This window comes from Shewanella sp. SP2S2-6 (assembly GCF_031931965.1).
Taxonomy (GTDB): domain Bacteria; phylum Pseudomonadota; class Gammaproteobacteria; order Enterobacterales; family Shewanellaceae; genus Shewanella; species Shewanella baltica.
Window position 1 is genome coordinate 53,375 of the sequence record NZ_JAUOEQ010000019.1, and the last position, 20,916, is coordinate 74,290.

Sequence of the window (20,916 nt, forward strand, 5' to 3'; positions counted from 1 at the left end):
AAACCAAGTGATAATTAACCGCTGGCTACAATACCAAAGGATCCCCACATTAAGTGCTAGCAATGTTTTGCACACATAAAGCAAGACATATTGGTGGAGAATCATAAATAATGGAATTGGAGAACATGATGAATCATAAATTAAAATTTGTACTGCTTGCCTCGCTATTACCTTTCACTGTATCAGCGGCTCAAGAACTCACTCCTTGGTATGTTGGCGCAGGTTTAGGCGTTAACAACTATGAACATATCGCGACCCAGAATGGTCAAGATGACCCATATGCATGGGATGTATTCGCAGGCTATATGTTCAATGATTACTTCGGCGCTGAAATCGGCTTCCGCGATTTGGGTAATGCTGATTGGACTGCAGCAGGTATCAGCAATGATGCTGGCGTGAAAGGTGGAACTTTAGGTTTAGTGGGTATTTGGCCTTTGGCAAACCGTTGGAGCTTATCAGCTGAAGCGGGTGCTATGTATTATTCACTTGAGAATAGCCAAAATAATGGCATTAAATCAAGCAAATACAGTACAAACGACTTTGCTCCATACATTGGCGCAGGTGTAGGTTACAACTTTACAGATAACCTGAAGTTACAAGCTAAATATCGTCGTTATGAAAACCTGAATGACGATTACAACATCGTTGAAGCTGATAGCAACTACTGGGGCTTAGAATTAAGCTACCGCTTTGGTTCTCCAGCAGTAGCAGCACCTGTTGCAGCAGCGGTTATCGCAGCAGCACCTGTTGACTCAGACAACGATGGCGTCTATGACGACAAAGACCAATGTCCAGCCACACCAGCAACACATAAAGTTGATTCTGTTGGCTGTACAATTTACGAAAACGTAAAAAATAAAGAAGACGTGGGTTCAATCCAGTTTGCTAACGATTCTGCTGTAGTTAAAAAAGTTTTCTACAAAGATATCGAAAGACTCGCTAACTACCTGAACAAAAACCCAGAGTTCACTGTTGAAATCGCTGGCCACGCCTCAAACGTAGGTAAACCAGATTACAACATGGTACTGTCTGACAAACGTGCTGACGCCGTTGCCAAAATTCTTGTTGAGAAATATGGTATCAGCCAAAGCCGCGTAACTTCTAACGGTTACGGTGTGACTCAGCCACTGGTTGCTGGTGACTCGAAAGAAGCCCATGCTGCTAACCGTCGCATCGAAGCCGTTGTGACAACTACAGCTAAACAACCTGTTCTTAAGTAATATTACTTATTGACGTAAAAAAAGTCGCTGCTTGCAGCGACTTTTTGTTTTTATGGGGTATACACTAGGAAAAGCGATGCCCTCTACCACAGCCAAGATGAGAGCCTGTATCTCAAGCCAAACCTAAATAGACATAAAATTGTCATTTTTGTAATTTTTTTACATTCAAGGTTGGAAAAGTTGGCAAAATCGCTTCTAATAGTCATCAGTGAATTCCGAGTTAAGACTGCTACCTGAGAAGGATGTTTTTCATGGCCAATACATTAGAGCAACTCAAGTTATATACCACTATCGTCGCTGACACTGGCGACATCGAAGCGATTAAACGCTACCAACCTGAAGATGCGACAACCAATCCATCACTCATCTTGAAAGCGGCTCAAATTCCTGAATACGAATCCCTCATAGATAATGCTATCGATTGGGCAAAATCACAAAGTGCCGATCTCGCGCAGCAACTTGATGATGCCAGCGATAAGCTCGCCGTTAATATCGGTGTGGAAATACTGAAACTCGTTCCAGGGCGTATCTCAACTGAAGTTGATGCCCGTTTATCATTCGATAAAGAACAATCAATTGCGAAAGCCCATAAGCTGGTTCGCCTCTACAAAGAAGCGGGCGTTGATAAATCACGTATTCTGATCAAACTTGCTTCAACATGGGAAGGCATTTGTGCCGCTAAAGAGCTAGAGAAAGAAGGCATCAACTGCAACTTAACTCTGCTATTTAGCTTTGCCCAAGCACGTGCTTGCGCCGAGGCTGGTGCTTATCTAATTTCGCCTTTTGTAGGCCGTATCCTTGATTGGTACAAAAAAGATACAGGTAAAGACTACGATGCCGTAAATGACCCAGGAGTCATTTCTGTTACCGAAATCTATAATTATTACAAACAGCATGGTTTTAATACTGTCGTTATGGGCGCAAGTTTCCGTAATATCGGTGAAATCATCGAACTAGCAGGCTGCGATCGTCTCACGATTGGTCCTTCTCTGTTAGAAGAACTGGCTAATTCGCAAGTCGACATTACTCCTAAACTGGTTCCGGCAAGCAGCACTGTCGCAGCCGAAGCTCCATTAACAGAAGCGCAATTCCGTTGGGACTTTAACCAAGATCCTATGGCAGTTGATAAGCTTGCAGAAGGCATTCGAAACTTTGCTATCGACCAGGGCAAACTCGAAGTGATGCTCACGGCTAAGCTAGCAAACTAAGCACTCTGGAGACGGCGAGATGACACACTTGACCCAAAGCTCAACATGGCAAGCTTTATCAGCACACAGTAAAAATGTACCGCATATGCGGGAATTGTTTGCCACTGACGCGGCACGTTTCAATAAAATGTCGCTAACTGCCTGTGGTTTATTACTGGATTACTCTAAAAACAGAGCAACGACGGAAACGCTTGATCTGTTATTTGCGTTGGCAAGCAATAGTCAACTTGAAGCAAAAATCAAAGCAATGTTTGCGGGTGAGATCATTAACACCACTGAGAAGCGCGCCGTTTTGCACACTGCGCTACGTAGCACTGCGGAACAATCGATTATTGCCGAGGGTCAAGACATAGTTCCTGAAGTTCAACAAACCCTGAATAAAATGCAAGGGTTTGTAAGTTCAGTGACATCGGGTCAATGGAAAGGTTACACAGGTAAAGCGATAACCGATATTGTCAGTATCGGTATCGGTGGATCTTTCCTTGGTCCAAAGATCGTCTCTCAGGCGCTACGCCCATATTGGAACCCAGAGTTAACGTGCCACTTTGTAGCAAACGTCGACGGTACTTCTATCAGTGAGAAGCTGAAGTTACTGGATCCTGAAACGACCTTGTTCATCATGTCGTCCAAATCTTTCGGGACACAGGAAACCTTAACCAATACCCTCACTGCCAGAGAATGGTTCTTAGCAAAAGGCGGTTTGCAGTCAGATGTGGCAAAACACTTTGTCGCAGTAACCTCAAACGTTGCTAAAGCGACGGATTTTGGGATTGATGCAGACAATATTTTCCCTATGTGGGATTGGGTTGGCGGTCGTTACTCACTCTGGTCAGCTATTGGTTTACCGATAGCACTCTTGATTGGCATGGATAATTTCAGAGCCTTGCTCTCAGGTGCCCACCAAATGGATGAGCACTTCGCCAATGCACCACTGACAGAAAACATGCCAGTGATCATGGGCTTATTATCCCTATGGTACGGTAATTTCTTCAATGCTCAGTCCCATGTTGTACTGACATATGATCATTATCTACGTGGTCTACCGGCTTACTTCCAACAGCTCGACATGGAAAGTAATGGTAAGTCTGTCACCTTAAACGGGACAGATGTTGACTACAGTACTGGTCCAGTAATTTGGGGTGGCGAAGGCACTAATGGCCAACATGCCTATCACCAGCTGTTGCACCAAGGTACTGCGCTGATCCCTGCCGATTTTATTATGCCACTGCAAAGTCATAATCCTATCGGAGAGCACCATGATCAGCTAGCATCAAACTGCTTTGGCCAGACTCAAGCCTTAATGCAAGGTCGCACTTTTGATGAAGCCTTAGCCGAACTCGCTAATAGCGCATTATCTGCGACTGAAAAGCAGCTGATCGCAAAACATAAAGTGATGCCAGGTAACAAGCCGAGCAACACCTTACTCATGGATAAGCTCACGCCGAGCACCTTAGGTGCTTTAATTGCCCTGTATGAGCACAGAACCTTTGTTCAAGGTGCAATTTGGGACATCAACTCCTTTGACCAATGGGGTGTAGAGCTCGGTAAGGATCTGGGGAACGATGTGTTAGCACGCATCGGTGCGACGCAAAATTGTGATGCCTTAGATGCCTCAAGTAACGCATTGATTAACCTTTATCGACAAGGCAAAATCTAATCGAACAAAAAGCCAGCAATCGCTGGCTTTTTTATTTTATCCTATTATTTCTATTCAACTTTTCAATTCCTCGCCGCTCTCAACCCACACTGAAGATCAACGACATATCACTCAAAGTTCATTTCAACTTAACACAATTGAAACATAATTCTTGCACCCTGTTTTAAAAATATGTTATTTAATCGCTGACAAAACATACAACAACAGGAGGTTACCATGGATCGTTTAGATTATGGTTGTGCGCTAGATGAAGTCGTTGAAAGACCCGATCGTTCGCGAGGCTCCAATAAAAAGCGTAAATGGCGTGAGATCGAAGCATTAAAAGATAAGCATCGTTTGCTCAAAGAACTCCAAGAAATCGATAATAACTTTAACTACGACATTGATGCCATCCAGTTGTAATCACATGTTGAGATGAGCTAAACCATTAGCCTCAAACATGAACAAGAAAAGCGCCATTCGGCGCTTTTTTATTTGTACTATCGGATCTGGTGGGAAATAAGAGGGAATAACGATTCGCGAGTAACAGAAGCTAACGCAAAAAAAACATCGCTCTGTAGTATTGAATCCTAGGTTCAAGCCCACAAGGTGGGCCCTATGAGTGAATCAATGCTAGTCAGCTGTTGTTAGATAAGCCCGCAAATCCTCAAATTCTTTCTGCTCGCGATCTAAGAACAAAGGATCATCAATCAAGGATTTCTGACACTCAGACTCAATCAGTTGCCAATCTTGTTCAGTCAAGGTTTTGGCCAATAACGGGAATATTTCCCGCTCCTCCATTTGCATATGCCGCTCTTGTAATGCGACATAATCTGCAAAATCAACAATCAGTTTCTCACGGGCAACCACAATATCACTGAGGATCAAATTCAACGTCGTCATCAAAGCCGCCGAGGCTTGGATCACTAACTCGTGTTCAGCACTCAATTTATCGATATTGTCATTGGCTTTATGCGCTAGATAGTAGGCATAAATAATATCTTCAACCGGATGATGGCAACGCTCAGCATATCCTTGCATATATTCAACGATATCCCGCACCACGATGAAATTGATTGACTCACCTTCGGACAGTTTCATCTGCTTGTTTTTTAAAACATTTAGCAATACCGCCATATGTTTATGATCATGCATGAGTCTCTTAAGCATAATGCCTCCTGGATATAGTTCTGACTATTGATACTAGTCAAGTCGTGGACTAACACCAATATAACAGGCTAAATCCTGTTCACTTTATGACGTTGATCAAGTAAATCACATACCAAACTGTAAACAGACCGCACGCACTCATACGTCTATCCCAATCTCAGGGGCATTTAGTGGTTTTCTCACCACATTAGGATTGCTCAGTACGCTTTTATTGCTAAAACCACAACAAACTTACTTAGCAAGCTGATGTAGCTGCTGTTGTAACTTTTTAAATTCGAGCTGTGGTTCGCTTAGCAACGCTTTATCTACCGTCTCAAAGGCGAGTTGCGGATAATCCTTAAGCAATTGTTGCTCAAGCATTAATGCTTGCTCAGTCTCCTTCGCTTCGATGAGAGCGCTTAACAGATGCAAAGACTCTCCAAGTGGCACTTTATCGGTGCCTGAAGATTCAGCATTGCTCGGAGCATTCATAGACCTTGCAGCGATAGCAGGGCTGCTTGCATCATGTTGTCGCTCAGCACCCGCTGCAGCCTTCGCTTGCTGCATTTGAGTCTGTATTTCATGCTTAGCCACAGCTTCTGCTTGCATATTTGAAGATTGCAGCGCTTGCGTATCGGCCATCCTTGTCATGGCTTGAGGTACAGGAGCGCTCATCACCATTGGACTTGGAGCCATAACATCTTCAGTTTGCGGCCGATTAAGGACCAATAAACCCACAACAAGCACCAAAGATGCCGCACTCGATAATGCCCAAGGATGGCGGCGCCAGACGGAAGTTGGAGACTCAACAGCGGTTATTTTGCTTTGATGCATTTCAGCTAAGTGAGTTTGCGCCAGGTGCAAGATATCTTGGTCGAGTTGCTGCGGTGGAACTTCTAAGGCCTGTTGACGATACCAAGCCAACACTTCTTGTTGTAATGCGCGCTCATCAGCACTTGAAGAAAAATTACTCATGACCCGCCTCCTGCCATTTCGCGCTGACGCAATCCTTTAGACTTTGGTAAGCGTAGCGAATACGGCTCTTAGTCGCTTCTAAAGTTACGCCCGCAATGTCGCTAATAATGGCAGCCGTAAAACCCATTTCAATGTTCAGGATAAATGCCTCTTTCTGGACTTGGGGCAACAGTGCGATACAGGTCTTTAGCAATAAACTCTTTTGCGCTTCTTGCCATTGCACGTCAGGTTTATCTTGCTCACTCGCCACAAAAGTATCGGGTCCAGTTTCGTCCTCATCGGTGGCGATTAAATCGACGGGTTTTACCGCCCGAACATGATCAATCAATAAGTTATGGGCGATACGATATAGCCAAGTAGTAAACTTAGCACTGGCCTCGTAATTAGCTGCTGCACGGATCACCCGGCCCCAGGTTTCTTGATATAAATCCTCAGCTAACTGCTTATCGCCTAACTGGCGCACAAAGTAGCGATAAAGTGCGCCTTTGTGCTTCAGGTATAGCTGCTCAAATGCTTTTGGATCGCCCTTGGCATAGCACAACATCAATTGCTCATCTGAGTGCTCATGGGTAGGTAATTGCGGTATTGCTAATGCCACGGAAAATTCCTCGTCATTTGGGTTAACCCCCTGTATTCACTTTTACTATTGTAATCTCTCATTACGCGGATTGCTCTTATCTCTCATTGGCTCACCATAGCGTTTATCCTGTGGAGGAAAAGATTTATCCGAGCCATCGAATGTTTTCTTAATTGGCAGCTGATTAGATTGCTCTATGGCTGCTGCTGTTTCCATTAACTGCACAAACTCATGGCGATAACCAAAGGGATCATCCCCTAATGCCGAACGTGCTAACTGGCTTAACTGAGCATAATCAAATTGATGCAGATAATGACTACCATTCAGTAATTGTCCTAACCCTGCAACCGCGGCGGCAAATCTAAAATCATCACTCGCTTGCTCTAACTGTTTAACGCTTTGATCTAACCTAATGGGATAACTCAGTAACTGGCTCTGCGTTTGCTCCGGCAACTTGTATCTTAGTTTAAGAAAAGCGATTTCTTCGCGGCTGTATTTCTCTTGCCCCGTTTGAGCATCAACGCCATATCTAAGTTTATCATTCATCCGATTCCCTGCTTCAACGTACCTTAATTCATACAAGGCAGTTACTGTATGACCCGCGCCAATTTCGCCCGCATCCACCTTATCGTTATTAAAATCCTCCCGTGCTAAGGCGCGATTCTCGTAACCAATCAAACGGTATTCCGAGACTAAGGCCGGATTAAACTCCACCTGCACTTTCACATCTTTGGCGATAGTAAATAAGGTCGAACTCAACTCGTCCACCAGCACTTTTCGCGCTTCATTCAGCGTATCAATATAGGCATAGTTGCCATTGCCCTTGTCCGCCAATTGCTCCATCAGTTGATCGTTGTAATTGCCCAAACCAAACCCTAAGGTCGTTAGGCCAATACCATGATCTTTTTCCTTTTCAATCAAGGCAATTAAATCATCAAAATCTGTCACGCCAACATTAAAATCACCATCGGTCGCGAGGATGACTCGATTTATGCCATTAGGGATAAAATGCTTTTTGGCCAATTGATAGGCTTGCGTGATCCCTTGCCCACCATTGGTTGAACCACCGGCACTTAATTGCTCTAGCGCATAGATCAAGGTTTGAGTGTCGTTCCCCGACGCGCCATCGAGCACTACACCAGCCGCCCCAGCATAAACCACAATAGAGACTTTATCATGCGCGCTTAATTGCGCTGTTAGCAGCTTTAACGCCGTTTGCAATAAAGGCAATTTATCCACTGACGCCATAGAGCCTGACACGTCGAGCAAAAAGACTAAGTTGCTGGCGCCTAACTGAGATTTAGGTAAGTCATAACCTTTAAGGCCAATCCGCAGCAGCATCATGTCATCGTTGTAAGGTGAGGGTGCAAGCTCTGTCGTCACGCTAAACGGCGCCGCATTTTTAGCGGGTAAGGGATAATCGTAGGCAAAATAATTGAGCATTTCCTCAACTCTGACAGTGCCTTTCTCGGGTAATCGCCCTTCCCTCAGCATCCGCCTTAAAGTGGCATAACTGCCAGTATCGACATCGATGGAAAACGTCGATACCGGGATCTCCCCTGCCACCATGATGCCATTTTGCACTTGCTGCTCGAATTTATTTTGCGCTAACGGAATCGCGGCATAGTCACGCGGCATTGGCGCTATGCTCATTCCCATCACTGCCCCATTGCTAGACATTTGCATCGGCGCCGCAACCCTCGCCATTTCAACCTTAGCGGCATCACGCATTTCAGCTTGGCGCTGCGACGCTTCTTGATTACGTTGCTCGGCTTGCTGCTCCGCTTGTCGATGTTCAACTTCGACGCCTTTACCGCCACAGGCCGTTAAACTCACTGCGACCAGTAATAGAGCAGCCGTATTGGTCGCCGATGGAATACCGTTTCCCCATTGCAGGTAGAGAGTTGGATCGGGAACTGAAACGGTTTTTGGGGAATATTGTGTTTTCATGTTGAATGCCTTTGATGTTGACCTAAAGCTGTAAACGGCCCGCATTACCAAAAGGGTTAAAACATCTCGATATTTTGCAAAACATGCTTAAATGAGAATTAAACCGCCTCAAGCACACTATTTATACAAAACAAAGTATTTTCAATCGCTTTTGCCGGCAAGATCACACTGCACATTCAATCTGGCCACTAAAATAGAAGCTTGTTGCTAGCCTAGCTATGGGACCCTCTCGTGTCACACTCAGCTCATTTGTTTTCCCTAAGGATCGCCCACGCACTCACAGAAGCTTGCGTGAAGGATAAGTATTCGTTTAAACGTTTTGGGCAAGATCTTCTTGCCGGTCTCACTGTGGGTATTATTGCAATTCCATTAGCGATGGCATTAGCCATAGCCAGTGGTGTTGCGCCTCAATACGGCTTGTATACTGCTATTGTCGGTGGCTTTATTATCGCCATGTCTGGCGGCTCACGTTACAGCGTGTCCGGCCCGACAGCGGCATTTGTGGTATTGCTCTACCCCATAGCCCAACAGTTTGGTTTAGCAGGATTATTAATCGCGACTGTGATGTCGGGAATGATACTCGTCGGCATGGCGACGCTGCGCCTAGGTCGGTTGATTCTGTATATTCCCGAATCCGTCACCTTAGGTTTTACCGCGGGGATTGGCGTAGTGATTGCCACCTTGCAGCTAAAGGACTTTTTCGGGCTCGAGATTGCCCATATGCCGGAGCAATATCTGGCCAAGCTAATGGCATTAGCCCAAGCGCTACCTTCGGTCCATTTACCTAGCTTACTGGTTGCAAGCGCCACCCTAGCGACCATGCTACTTTGGCCTAAACTCAAAACACCTGTGCCAGTGCACCTTCCGGCAATTATACTCGGCACTATCCTCGCCTTGGTGCTCAATGCCATGGGCGCAGACATAGAAACCATAGGTACTCGTTTCCACTATCAACTGAGCGATGGCACTACAGGCATGGGGATCCCAGCGGTATTACCGAGTTTCGAGTGGCCTTGGCTGCAAGCAGGCGCCAATGGTCAAGCTTTTCAGTTCAATTTAGCGACCTTTCAAGCCTTGTTACCTGCCGCCTTTGCCATTGCCATGTTAGGGGCGATTGAATCGCTACTTTGTGCTGTGGTGCTCGATGGCATGACAGGCAAACGCCATAGTGCCAACAGTGAGTTACTGGGCCAAGGCATAGGTAATATCATCACGCCGTTTTTTGGCGGCATTCCAGCGACAGCGGCAATCGCCCGTAGCGCGGCGAACGTCAAAGCGGGCGCACAGAGTCCAATTGCGGCCATGATCCACGCCATAGTGGTATTGTTTGGTTTAGTCGCCTTAGCGGGCGTACTCGCCTACTTGCCGATGTCGGCCATGGCTGCCCTGCTACTCGTCGTAGCTTGGAACATGAGTGAGGCCCACAAAGCGCTGCATTTAGTTAAAACCGCGCCCACCAGCGATATCATGGTCTTTGTTAGCTGTTTTTCATTAACGGTTATTTTCGACATGGTCATTGCCATCAGTGTGGGGATCATTCTCGCTGCCTTGCTGTTTATGAAGGAAATTGCTGAGATGACAAGGCTTTACGATATCAGCACCAACAAGCGTTATGTCGATCAAGAGTTACCCGCCGATTGGGCCGTTCTCAAAATTAACGGGCCGCTATTTTTCGCCGCTGCCGATCGTATTTTTTCCGAAATCGCCAGTCTCACCGAAGATAAACAAGTGATAGTGCTGTATCTCGATGGGGTCTCGATTTTGGATGCTGGTGGCTTAGCCGCGCTGACAAAACTGATTGAAAAATGCAAAGCGAATAAAACTAAGCTGATTATTGCCGATCTACAGTTCCAGCCCATTCGAACGCTAGCAAGAGCCAAGATCCAGCCGATTGAGGGCGTGTTAAAGTTTTACTCGACCCTACGAGAAGCCATGGCCGAAGCGCCTGTTATCACTCAGCAAACAGAAATCACTGCGGATAAACAGACACAGTAAACCCGCAGCGCAATTTCAGCGGCTTAATGCTGCTGACTTAAATCAAAGGCCAATCTCAGGATTGGTCTTTTTTATGGCTCAATTACTCAAGCCATTCATCACAGCAAAAGACGTTTTTTCGCTCGCAAAAACGGGCAGAAATGACGAGGATCATGGTATTATTCAGCGCCATGATGCTTGCTACCGGTGACGGCTAGACAAGCATCAACTGTACCTAGACCTGAAACAAGGTCAAAATATAATTAAAATTAGTGAGTTAAGGAGTTATCATGCAAGCCCTTGTTGCTATTGTTATGGGTTCTAAAAGTGATTGGCCCACGATGGAAGCCGCCGCTGAGATAATGGATAAACTGCAAGTGCCTTATCATGTTGAAGTGGTTTCCGCCCATAGAACGCCAGATAAACTCATGGAGTTTGCAGCCTCTGCCGCCGATCGTGGTTTTAAAATCATCATTGGTGGTGCCGGTGGTGCAGCGCACTTACCCGGTATGATTGCCTCTAAAACTCGCTTACCCGTATTAGGTGTCCCAGTCCAAAGTAAAGCCCTGTCAGGTATGGATAGCTTATTGTCTATCGTTCAAATGCCAAAAGGCATCGCCGTTGGCACTTTAGCCATAGGCACAGCGGGCGCATTCAATGCGGGATTATTGGCCTGCCAAATCCTTGCGAATAACGATGCAGAATTAGCGGCTCGTGTTGACGCTTTCAGAGAAGAACAGACCCGTGCGGTACTGGACAATCCAGATCCGAGGGAAGTTTAATGACCCAGACAAACACTAAACCTAAGGTTTGGGTATTAGGTAATGGTCAGCTGGGCGCTATGTTGACCCACGCTGGTGAGCCATTAGCGATTGAAGTTAACGCCGTCGATATCATGACGCCTACGGATGACATCCTGCCACTCGCGCCGCACGACATCATCACCGCCGAGCGCGAACAGTGGCCAGAGTCCGCCCTTAGCTTACAACTCAGCTCACACCCCCATTTTGTTAATGGTCCGGTATTTAGCCGTTTAGCCGACCGTTTTAGCCAAAAAAGTCTACTCGACCAGCTCAGTGTTCCCACAGCGCCTTGGACCTTAGTTGACGATAACACCCAAGTCGATACCCTGTATCAGCACTATGGCCCAAGAGTCTTGATGAAACGCCGTACCGGTGGTTATGACGGTAAAGGTCAACATTGGCTTAAACAAGCCGAAGCGGGTGATATTCCAAACGATTGGCGTAACCTTGCAATTGCTGAGCAAGCGATTAATTTTGATGAAGAAGTATCATTAGTTGGCGTACGTACTCGCGAAGGCGAATGCGTGTTTTATCCGCTGACGCTGAACTTACATCAAGATGGCATTTTAATGGCGTCGATTTCGCCACTGGCACGCTTAAGCCCTTTGCAAGCCCAAGCCGAAGCTATGCTCAGCGCCATTATGCATGAGCTTGAATACGTTGGCGTAATGGCGATGGAATGCTTCCGTGTTGGCGATGAGTTATTGGTGAATGAACTGGCACCGCGAGTGCACAACTCAGGCCATTGGACTCAAGCCGGAACCCATATGGATCAATTCCAGCTGCATTTGCGCGCACTTTGCGGAATTGCGATCCCACAGCCACAAGTGAATTTTCAGTGTGTTATGGTCAATCTTATCGGTATCGATAATGATCCACGCTGGTTAAGTTTGCCTAATGCTGAGTTGTACTGGTACAACAAAGAAGTGCGCCCTGGTCGTAAAGTGGGCCATTTGAACCTATCAGTGCCCAACCAAACTGTGCTCAACCAGAGCATAGCCGCACTGCAAACATGGATGCCCATCCAATACCAAGCTCCTTTAGCCTGGATATTGGCCGAATACGCAGAAAATTCGCGTTAATTCAGTATTTAGTACCAAAATCGCTGATATGAAATTGTTCGCAGTTTCATATCAGTTTATATTTCAATTTTCGTTATATACTTAACAGAACTCAGTGTGGATACGTTAGTGATGTATAGCATTCAATTGTGGCTAGCAATGACACGGATAAAGGAATACTCGAGTGAAATTAAGGGATAATTTCAAACGTAAGACCATAGATCGCTTAGATTATCGCTATCATCTGCTATTGCTCATCGTGCCGATATGTCTATTCGTCCTGCTATTTATCTTTAATGCACCCACAGAAGGTTGGACTATCCTGCCATTACTGTTTGTTTGCATCATTTACATTTTTGCCTACAGCCTGATTTACTATTTGCATCAAGGTCGTTTAACTCGACTGTGGGAGCATTTAGAGCAAGTCGTCACCATCAATGATGCCATTTACGAGCTCGCGCACCTCTCAAGCCATTATAAAAATGAGCATGCCTTTCTCGACGCCTTACTCAACAAAGCCGTATACGTGATTAATGGTGCCGAAATGGGCAGCATCATTAAAGTCAACGAGGCTAATAACAAACTGCATTTCGAATCTGTGGTGGGGCTCGATTTAGCAAAACTCAGACAACTGGATTTTACCTTAGAGCAAACCTTTGAATATCGGCTCACTAAGGGGAGGTGCGATCAGGTCGTGGTCATCAATGATATGAAAAATATCAATGCGGCCAGCACGTTAACGGAAGATGATCAAAGAGTTTTACTCACAGTGTCGAAGCAGCCGATACGCTCAACACTGTCTAGCCCTATCCGTATCGATGGCAAGCTCTATGGCATGCTCAATCTCGACAGCAGTAGCCTTGGTGCCTTTAGCGATTACGACCGCAACCTTGTCTCTATCCTGACCCACGAAGCCAGTAATGCCATTGCGCTCTATCAGAAGTCACAGCAGATCACTAAACTCGCAAATTTCGATCCCCTCACAGGGCTTTATAATCGAAAGAATTTTGAAGATGAACTGCACCACTGGCAGCACAAACCTCACCTTGGCAGCTTTTTGATTATTATCGATATGGATAATCTCAAGGCCATTAATGATGCCTATGGACACCAGACAGGCGATGTTGCCATTAAACGCACGGCCACAGCCATACTGACCTATTGGCAAAATAAAGGCATTATTTCCCGTTTTGGTGGCGATGAGTTTGTCGCTTTATGCCATGGGCCGCTAACCCAAATCGAGGAGGACTTAGATAATATGCGCAAAACGTTAAATCAAGGCTCTGAGCTTAGCCTCGCTTTTAGTTTTGGGATTGCTCCGTTTGAAACCGATTGGTATCAATCCTTTAAGACTGCAGATCATGCCATGTATGAGCAAAAGCGCGCGAAGAAGAAAGCCATTAAAGCATTAGAAACTTTCGCGGTGAAAGCACAATAAGCTCGTTAAACTCAGGTACTACAGCCGCTATTAACAGGCCAATATCAAAAGTCAGTAAGTATTGAAGTTGAATATCAGGCTTGAATATCAGAGTTGAAGATTTGAGTTGACTATCTCAACTGATTATTTCGATTAACTCTCTCAATCAAATATCTGAGTTAAACACCTAAAGTCAGCCATAGACTCTCATACAAATGGCTGACAATGGGATCAAACTAGACTCTAGCTAAGTTCTAGCCAAACCCTAACCCTAACCCTAACCCTAACCCTAACCCTAACCAAAGAATAAGCGCCACAGCCAAGATGAATCCAAATCTTTTTGGCAGGTTTTATATTGCGCCGCGTAACGTTTAGATCGCGCATCCACTTTGTTCGCCACTTTCACTAACCATGCCTTAGACTTGTAACTGCCACGGCGATACCCGCCCCAGCCTTCGTGATAATTAAGATACTGGGCCCGCGCATCCCATTTAGACACGCCATTAATCTTATGGGTTTTACTGATAAACCAGCCCATAAAATCCATAGCATCATCGAAATCACTGCGGCTCGACCAATTGTTGCCCGTCTCACGCACATAATCATCCCACGTCATGGTCTTAGCCTGCGCATAGCCATAGGCATCGCTGGCACGGCCAATAGGGATAAATCCTAGAAAGTATTCCATCGGTGGCGCTGCATTGTGCTTGAATGAACTCTCTTGATACATCATCGCCAACGGCACATGCACTGGCACGCCCCATTTGTCACGGGCGTCTTTAGCGGCATCGTACCAATCTCGGTGTTCTTGAAATATCTCACACAAATTTTCGGGAGACTTAGGCGGAGACGTCGCGCAACCGGACAAGATGCCGAGACTTGCGCAGAGTAAGATAGCGGAGGGTTTATTCATTAATATCATATTCTTTGGAGAGTTAGCTGGCTCCATGATGTCATAGACTCAGTCTGAGGCAAGCATAAAAAGCCTTTTTTGCGCTTAGAAGATCTAAGCGCAAGGGGTAAATCAATCTGACTTAAATCGGATGTTGCTGGCTTAGCACTTGAGCTAAACGCTTTGGCTATTTCGTTTCGGGACTCAGCTCAAACTGACACTCATGCTCTTCTTGCTGCCACACACCTGGTTCCCAATACCCCGTGTCTTTGCCCATATAACGCTTATCGGTGTGAAATAACGCACCTATATGATAACGCTGATGGCTCTCAACATTGAGCTTAAATACCTTAGGCGTTCGCGCGGCAAGCGTGACCGACAAGCTAGGATCATCAATCAGTTCCGCGACGGTAAACTCATACTCGCCGGGCGCTAGCTGATAATTGGGTTTAGAGACCACTGCCTGACCGTTTAAATGGGTCACGACGACGCGATACCAGTGAGTACTGGAATCGGGCTGCAAATAACCCGACACAGTGCCACAGCCCAGTGGATCTTCAGGTGAAGCAGCGCAGCCTGATAATAAGGCACTGGCCCCAATCAAAGCTGCGCTGATACGCAAGCGAGTGAAAGAGAATAAGCCCTCTTTCACGACTGAGCTCCAAAGTAATCTTCCAGATAATCATCAAACGAAACTGAACGCTGCGCCGCTTCTAGCTCGGCCTGCTTGTTAAGCGAGCTGGATGCTTCGGCTTGATACTGCGCTATTGTCTCGCTCGACAAGGGATAATCGACAAAGAATTGATAGTATTGCTGCGCCAACGTCATCACCCACTGACCATGATCTTGGCCTTTGTTGATTACGTTTTGCAGCACTTGCCCCGATAGGGTCAAGTTAGGATCTTCAACCGCTTTACGCCAATGGGCTAACGCCATTTGATAATCCGTCGCCTCACCATCGAGCAATACCGCCAAAGGTTGCAGGGCATCAAACAACTCTTCTAACCAAGATTTAAGCGAACGTGAACCGTCTGCGGTTAATAACTCAAGCCCAGGTTTACGGCCTTCAAGCACCACAGCTTTAAGATTCGCGCTTAATCTCGCCTCTTCGCTGGCTTCAGACTTAGGCGACTGCGTTAATAAACAATAGAGTAGGAATAAATCGAGGAAGCGCACTTGGGTCGCCTCAATGCCAATCGGGCTAAATGGATTAACATCTAAAGCACGCACTTCAATGTATTCCACCCCTGCACGGGCTAAGGCTTCTGACGGCTTCTCGCCACTGCGCGTCACCCGTTTTGCACGTATTGGCGAGTAGAACTCGTTTTCAATCTGCAATACGTTGGCATTGAGCTGACGATACTCACCATCGACTTTAACGCCAATATTGGCAAAGTTTGCCGAAGGCATTTTGATGGCCGCATTTACGCCAGCCAGATACTCAGGCAAAGAGTTATAGCTAATATTTAGCTCTTCTTGCTCTTTGTTGGTATAGCCTAAATCGCTCATACGCAACGAAGTCGCAAAGGGTAGATACAAAGTACCGTGACCCGTTTTTTCAAACTTGAGATCGGTTTTTTGATCTTTAATGAAAGAGCTACATAATGCTGGTGAGGCACCAAATAAATAAGGTAGCACCCAGACTAAACGGCGGTAGTTACGGATCAAGCCAAAATAGGATTCTGAAATAAAATCATCGTAACTTAACTGCTTATCGCTCAATTCGTACAGGCTTTGCCATAACTCTTGCGATACCGAGAAGTTAAAGTGCACCCCAGAAATAATCTGCATCAAGGCGCCGTAACGATAGGTTAAGCCCTTACGATATAAGGTTTTCATCATACCGGTATTTGATGAACCATAACGGGCAACGGGGATCTGTTTCTCGTCCTTCACATAACAAGGCATGCTCACCGGCCACAGACGCTGACCATGTAAATGGCGCACGCTGAAGGCATGGGTTTCAGTTAATCCGTTTAGCAGTTGCTCAACATTGTTATGTACCGGAGTAATAAACTCGAGCAAGGCTTCACTGTAATCCGTCGTAATACGCGAATGCATTAACGCTGAGCCTAAGGCTTCAGGATGTGAATCGGTGGCGAGATAACCCGACTCATCAATCCGCAACGCCTCACGTTCTATGCCACGTAACATACCCAAGAGTGCGGTGCGCCCATGGGCGTCCGAGAGATGTTGTACTAATTCATTGAATGACTTCAATTTGCGCTTCTCTAATTGGTGATTCGCTATCGCGACAAGGTTAACAGTCAGACCTTTATTTTGAGGCTTATCTTGCAAAATACGCCTCAAAATAAATCTAAACCTGTCTGTGGGGCAAGCCAAATTCACAACTTGTACTGTTAAAAGCAGACGGTGACAGCTAATGCTGTCACCGTCTTTCGATGTAAATCCTGTAAATATGTGACGAATAGTCGTTAATTAACGTACACGTCTATCACCTATATAAGGGCGAAATACCAATTTACAATACTAAAGTTTCAATTGGATAGCCCAACGCCGCTAAATCTGCTTCGATTTTCGCTTTATCTCCCACCACTAGAATCACCATTTTATTGATATCTAGCTCGGAAGCCGCGAGGGCATTGAGTTCATCTTTTGTTACAGTATTAATGATCTTGTCCTGTTGAGTCGTAAAATCTTGACTCAATTGGTAACGTTGGATCATGCGCATAAAGCCCGCTTTTTGATACGGCGTTTCATAATCAAGTGCTTGGCCTTGGGAGACTGAATTTCGCATAAAGGCAAGTTCAGTATCCGTCATACCCTTTTGCTGGTACGCACTGATTTCTTTTACAAACTCAGTGAGTGCTTTCGCCGTCACGTCACTGCGAACGTTACTTGACGCGACAAAATCACCGACTTCAGCACCGCCTGCAAAACTGGTACGAGCACCATAGGTATAACCTTTATTCTCACGTAAATTCAGGTTAATACGACTATTGAATGCGCCGCCTAGCGGGTAGTTCATCAGGTAAGATTTAAAGTAATCGCCAGTGGCATCATAGGACAATGCGCGCTTGGCGATATTGATCACCGATTGCGCCGCGCCAGGTTTATCAATCAGATAAATCGTACCGCCTTTTAATGCTGGGAATGGCTTAAGTGGCGGCACCACAACTGCGGCCCCTTGCCACTGACTCAATCCCGCTAACTTAGGCAATAATGCTGATTCAGGTAAATTGGCGACTGTGACGATTTTAGCGTTACCGCCTTGATACTGCTGGGCATAAAACGCTTTTACATCGGCTAACGTAAGCGCCGCGACTGAATCGAGCGTACCTATGTCATTCACACCTAAGGCATTGTCTTTACCGTATAACAAAGACGACAACGCCGTATCAGCTAGGTAGCTAGGATCAGACTGCATATGCTGGATCTGCTGTAACTGCTGCTGTTTTACTCGGGTAAAGTCCGCTTCGTTGAAGGCTGGCTGGAAGAGTTTTTCTTCCATAATCGCCAGTGTCTCATCTAAATGCGCTGTCAGCGTCGATATTTTAATCGCACTTTGATATTCAGAGGCACTAAAGTCGACTGAACTGCCGAGCATTTCTAACGCTTGCGAAAGCGCTTCACTGCTGCGCTTCTGGCTCGACTCATTGAGCATTTCCGCAGTTAGCGTTGCTAAGCCCGCTTTTTCAACTGGTACCAGTCTATGGCCGCCATTAAGGTACACAATCAGCTCAACCGTTGGCGTTTCAGTGCTTTGTGTGCCCATGACTTCTATGCCATTGGCTAAGGTTTTTGTCCATATTGTCGGAACCTTTAACACAGGTGCGGCGCCAGATGCGGGCATCTTAGTCCGATCAAAACTTGAAACAAGTTCAGGCTTTGGCAAATCCCCTTCTACCGCGGTTTGCGCAACAGGCAAGGTCGCGGGCGTGAAGTTATCGGCATGGGCGATAAGTGACGTCATACCCTGCGGCACCACACTCATCACCACCATAGGCTTATTTTTAATGTATTGCTTGAACACGCGCATCACATCGTCTTTGGTCACATTGGCATAACGACTCAAATCTGAAGCTATCATGTTCGGATTGCCCGACAGCGTTTGGTTCATTGCTAAGGCCGATACTTTGCCAGAAACACTTTGCAGGCTGTAAATGGTATCGGCCTCAAACTGCACTTTGACTTTTTGCAGATCGTCATCGGTAACGCCACGTTGCTCAAACTCATTAATAGAATCGAGGATACGTTGCTCCAGATCCGCCAGTTTGCCACCCTTTTCTGGATTGGTTAAAGCATAAATCGACATCTGACACGCAAGCTCTTGGCAAGGGTGGCTGACATTGGCCTGCACGGCATAGCCATCTTTCACCAAGTTTTTATATAACAAGGATGTTTTGCCGCCGCCTAAAATATTGGCTAACAGATCGAGCGCAGCTTCATCAGGATGCCTTGCGTATACGGTTGGAAAACCAATACGGATCAAAGGCAAGTGCACTTGATCTTCCATGGAGATGTAACGCGTTTTATCTAAGTTAACCAACGCCTTTTGCTCTAACGAGACTTCAGGGCCGCGGGGGATTTCACCAAAATATTTGTTTACCCAGGCTAAGGTCTGCATTTCATCGAAATCGCCACCTATGGTCAGGGTTGCATTGTTAGGCCCATACCAACGTTGGAAAAAGTGTTTAACATCATCAACTGTGGCGCGATTAAGATCGTCCGGCCAGCCAATCACAGGCCAAGAATAAGGATGCCCGACAGGATACATGGCTTGGCTAAAACGCTCACTCATGCGGCCATAGGGCTGATTGTCGATACGCTGAGCACGCTCGTTTTTCACAGTCTCGCGCTGCACTTCAAATTTTTCACTGGTGAGTGCCGGCAATAAAAAGCCCATACGGTCCGACTCAAGCCACAGCATTTTTTCTAATTGATTGCTGGGTACGGTTTCAAAGTAGTTGGTTCTGTCGGTATTGGTCGTGCCGTTTAAGGTGCCGCCAGCTTCGGTAACCACCTCAAAATGTTGCTCATCGGCGACATGCTGCGAGCCTTGGAACATCATGTGTTCAAATAAATGCGCAAAACCCGAACGGCCAGCTAATTCACGGGCAGATCCCACATGATAAGTGACGTCGACATGCACTAAGGGATCGGAATCATCTTGATGCAGAATAACCGTTAGCCCATTGGCTAATTGGTACTTTTTGTAGGGGATCCCTACTTGCGAATCGGCCAGTTGCACATTTTCAATAAGTTTAACGCCTGCTGGCAAGCTCGCCGTAGTCGTTTCAGATGCACAGCCTGCGAGTGCGGCAGAAATTGCGACCGCTAATATCCATTTCTTCAAAACATTCCCCTCATACATCAATGGGTCAAAAATACAGCTTCATAATCATAGTGCTGCGTATATTCATCGCTGTGTAGCGTCACAATGCGCTTAGTCATAGTACGCTTATTCACAGTCCGCTGAGTCAAAGTCCGTAGAATAAAGTGCGCTTAAATGATTAAGCATTGGGATTTATGACTCGCAAAATTGACACTAAGTTCCTATCTATACAGTAAATTCAGTCTAAACGGAAAAACACTCCCCGCCCTTGACCATTAAATGCATCCTAACGCCATCATGCCATCCATTGCAGCACGGCAGCGGCAACAATTAAGTAACGAATTGTTTTACCAATTAAAATCATCAGTAAAGAGGACATTAGCGGCAACCTCACCCAGCCCGCCAATAAACAGAGAATATCGCCAACAACCGGTGCCCATGAGAGTAAAAGCGCCCACACGCCGTAGCGTTCAATCATGGCGAGCCCCTTTGCGTGTTTACCTGTCGCTAACGCTTCTGGTGATTTTGCGAGGCGACCTAAGCGGCCTAAATAAAAACTGGTCATCGCGCCCAACGTGTTGCCAATACTGGCCACCACGACCAGCGCAACCCAAGCCTCTGGAGTTTTGTTTAATAGCGCCACGAGTAAGACTTCAGATCCCCCCGGTAACAAAGTCGCCGCTAAAAAAGCACCGGAGAACATAATGCCTAACTCAGTCATAATGGCTTACTCAATGATAAATCTCTCTTTTTGTATT

General features: G+C 46.1%; 17 protein-coding genes. 8 read left to right on the forward strand and 9 right to left on the reverse strand.

The window, feature by feature from the left end; translation table 11 throughout:
- Nucleotides 1-110: 110 nt before the first annotated feature.
- The 4 genes from Q4Q57_RS13810 to Q4Q57_RS13825 all read left to right on the forward strand — a co-directional run bounded on the left by Q4Q57_RS13810 (nucleotide 111) and on the right by Q4Q57_RS13825 (nucleotide 4,487).
- On the forward strand, nucleotides 111-1,220 hold the full coding sequence (locus Q4Q57_RS13810; RefSeq protein ID WP_311891147.1) for an OmpA family protein: 1,110 nt from the start codon (nucleotides 111-113) through the stop codon (nucleotides 1,218-1,220).
- Between the two features lie 251 nt (nucleotides 1,221-1,471).
- Nucleotides 1,472-2,428 carry a transaldolase gene (gene tal, locus Q4Q57_RS13815; RefSeq protein WP_259513070.1) on the forward strand — a complete coding sequence of 319 codons (957 nt, stop codon included), beginning with the start codon at nucleotides 1,472-1,474 and terminating at the stop codon, nucleotides 2,426-2,428.
- A 19-nt stretch (nucleotides 2,429-2,447) separates the two neighbouring features.
- Entirely contained in the window at nucleotides 2,448-4,085 is a 1,638-nt protein-coding gene (pgi, locus tag Q4Q57_RS13820) for a glucose-6-phosphate isomerase (RefSeq protein ID WP_220592250.1), read from the forward strand.
- 216 nt (nucleotides 4,086-4,301) lie between these two features.
- Nucleotides 4,302-4,487 (forward strand): DUF3545 family protein, encoded by a 186-nt coding sequence (locus Q4Q57_RS13825; protein ID WP_006080618.1) that lies wholly within the window; start codon nucleotides 4,302-4,304, stop codon nucleotides 4,485-4,487.
- 210 nt (nucleotides 4,488-4,697) lie between these two features.
- Here Q4Q57_RS13825 and Q4Q57_RS13830 read toward each other — a convergent pair whose 3' ends face one another.
- The 4 genes from Q4Q57_RS13830 to Q4Q57_RS13845 form a co-directional block, all read right to left on the reverse strand.
- Nucleotides 4,698-5,234, reverse strand: coding sequence for a hemerythrin domain-containing protein (locus Q4Q57_RS13830; protein WP_106649732.1), 537 nt, complete (start codon nucleotides 5,232-5,234; stop codon nucleotides 4,698-4,700).
- A gap of 231 nt (nucleotides 5,235-5,465) precedes the next feature.
- The gene (locus tag Q4Q57_RS13835; RefSeq protein WP_311891148.1) at nucleotides 5,466-6,188 is read right to left on the reverse strand and encodes a hypothetical protein; all 723 of its coding nucleotides are present in this window, start codon (nucleotides 6,186-6,188) and stop codon (nucleotides 5,466-5,468) included.
- Nucleotides 6,181-6,786, reverse strand: coding sequence for a sigma-70 family RNA polymerase sigma factor (locus Q4Q57_RS13840; protein ID WP_311891149.1), 606 nt, complete (start codon nucleotides 6,784-6,786; stop codon nucleotides 6,181-6,183). Before Q4Q57_RS13840 ends, Q4Q57_RS13835 begins: the two co-directional genes overlap by 8 nt.
- Before the next feature lie 45 nt (nucleotides 6,787-6,831).
- Nucleotides 6,832-8,715, reverse strand: coding sequence for a VWA domain-containing protein (locus Q4Q57_RS13845; RefSeq protein ID WP_311891150.1), 1,884 nt, complete (start codon nucleotides 8,713-8,715; stop codon nucleotides 6,832-6,834).
- A 231-nt stretch (nucleotides 8,716-8,946) separates the two neighbouring features.
- On the opposite strand from Q4Q57_RS13845, the gene dauA reads away from it, so the two are divergent.
- The 4 genes from dauA to Q4Q57_RS13865 all read left to right on the forward strand — a co-directional run bounded on the left by dauA (nucleotide 8,947) and on the right by Q4Q57_RS13865 (nucleotide 13,991).
- On the forward strand, nucleotides 8,947-10,710 hold the full coding sequence (gene dauA / locus Q4Q57_RS13850) for a C4-dicarboxylic acid transporter DauA (protein WP_311891151.1): 1,764 nt from the start codon (nucleotides 8,947-8,949) through the stop codon (nucleotides 10,708-10,710).
- Nucleotides 10,711-10,979: 269 nt separating this feature from the next.
- Nucleotides 10,980-11,471, forward strand: a complete 492-nt coding sequence (gene purE, locus Q4Q57_RS13855; protein ID WP_311891152.1) for a 5-(carboxyamino)imidazole ribonucleotide mutase — start codon at nucleotides 10,980-10,982, stop codon at nucleotides 11,469-11,471.
- Nucleotides 11,471-12,574 (forward strand): 5-(carboxyamino)imidazole ribonucleotide synthase, encoded by a 1,104-nt coding sequence (purK, locus tag Q4Q57_RS13860; protein WP_006080610.1) that lies wholly within the window; start codon nucleotides 11,471-11,473, stop codon nucleotides 12,572-12,574. The genes purE and purK overlap by 1 nt, the downstream gene beginning before the upstream one ends.
- Nucleotides 12,575-12,737: 163 nt before the next feature.
- Nucleotides 12,738-13,991 (forward strand): sensor domain-containing diguanylate cyclase, encoded by a 1,254-nt coding sequence (locus tag Q4Q57_RS13865; RefSeq protein WP_006084959.1) that lies wholly within the window; start codon nucleotides 12,738-12,740, stop codon nucleotides 13,989-13,991.
- A gap of 274 nt (nucleotides 13,992-14,265) precedes the next feature.
- Here Q4Q57_RS13865 and Q4Q57_RS13870 read toward each other — a convergent pair whose 3' ends face one another.
- The 5 genes from Q4Q57_RS13870 to Q4Q57_RS13890 all read right to left on the reverse strand — a co-directional run bounded on the left by Q4Q57_RS13870 (nucleotide 14,266) and on the right by Q4Q57_RS13890 (nucleotide 20,879).
- Complete coding sequence (locus Q4Q57_RS13870; protein WP_272942047.1) at nucleotides 14,266-14,883, reverse strand: hypothetical protein; 618 nt, start codon at nucleotides 14,881-14,883, stop codon at nucleotides 14,266-14,268.
- A gap of 166 nt (nucleotides 14,884-15,049) precedes the next feature.
- The gene (locus Q4Q57_RS13875; protein WP_006084957.1) at nucleotides 15,050-15,514 is read right to left on the reverse strand and encodes a hypothetical protein; all 465 of its coding nucleotides are present in this window, start codon (nucleotides 15,512-15,514) and stop codon (nucleotides 15,050-15,052) included.
- Nucleotides 15,511-17,160 (reverse strand): glutamate--cysteine ligase, encoded by a 1,650-nt coding sequence (gshA, locus tag Q4Q57_RS13880; RefSeq protein WP_311891153.1) that lies wholly within the window; start codon nucleotides 17,158-17,160, stop codon nucleotides 15,511-15,513. The genes Q4Q57_RS13875 and gshA overlap by 4 nt, the downstream gene beginning before the upstream one ends.
- Nucleotides 17,161-17,344: 184 nt before the next feature.
- Nucleotides 17,345-20,197, reverse strand: a complete 2,853-nt coding sequence (locus Q4Q57_RS13885; protein ID WP_311891154.1) for a pitrilysin family protein — start codon at nucleotides 20,195-20,197, stop codon at nucleotides 17,345-17,347.
- 256 nt (nucleotides 20,198-20,453) lie between these two features.
- Complete coding sequence (locus Q4Q57_RS13890; protein WP_311891155.1) at nucleotides 20,454-20,879, reverse strand: YqaA family protein; 426 nt, start codon at nucleotides 20,877-20,879, stop codon at nucleotides 20,454-20,456.
- Between the last annotated feature and the right edge of the window lie 37 nt (nucleotides 20,880-20,916).

Coding starts and splice junctions, on each gene's coding strand:
- Q4Q57_RS13810 (WP_311891147.1), top strand. CDS start 111: ATGGAATTGGAGAACATGATGAATCATAAATTAAAATTTGTACTGCTT.
- tal (WP_259513070.1), top strand. CDS start 1,472: ATGGCCAATACATTAGAGCAACTCAAGTTATATACCACTATCGTCGCT.
- pgi (WP_220592250.1), top strand. CDS start 2,448: ATGACACACTTGACCCAAAGCTCAACATGGCAAGCTTTATCAGCACAC.
- Q4Q57_RS13825 (WP_006080618.1), top strand. CDS start 4,302: ATGGATCGTTTAGATTATGGTTGTGCGCTAGATGAAGTCGTTGAAAGA.
- Q4Q57_RS13830 (WP_106649732.1), bottom strand. CDS start 5,234: ATGCTTAAGAGACTCATGCATGATCATAAACATATGGCGGTATTGCTA.
- Q4Q57_RS13835 (WP_311891148.1), bottom strand. CDS start 6,188: ATGAGTAATTTTTCTTCAAGTGCTGATGAGCGCGCATTACAACAAGAA.
- Q4Q57_RS13845 (WP_311891150.1), bottom strand. CDS start 8,715: ATGAAAACACAATATTCCCCAAAAACCGTTTCAGTTCCCGATCCAACT.
- purE (WP_311891152.1), top strand. CDS start 10,980: ATGCAAGCCCTTGTTGCTATTGTTATGGGTTCTAAAAGTGATTGGCCC.
- purK (WP_006080610.1), top strand. CDS start 11,471: ATGACCCAGACAAACACTAAACCTAAGGTTTGGGTATTAGGTAATGGT.
- Q4Q57_RS13870 (WP_272942047.1), bottom strand. CDS start 14,883: ATGAATAAACCCTCCGCTATCTTACTCTGCGCAAGTCTCGGCATCTTG.
- Q4Q57_RS13885 (WP_311891154.1), bottom strand. CDS start 20,197: ATGTATGAGGGGAATGTTTTGAAGAAATGGATATTAGCGGTCGCAATT.
- Q4Q57_RS13890 (WP_311891155.1), bottom strand. CDS start 20,879: ATGACTGAGTTAGGCATTATGTTCTCCGGTGCTTTTTTAGCGGCGACT.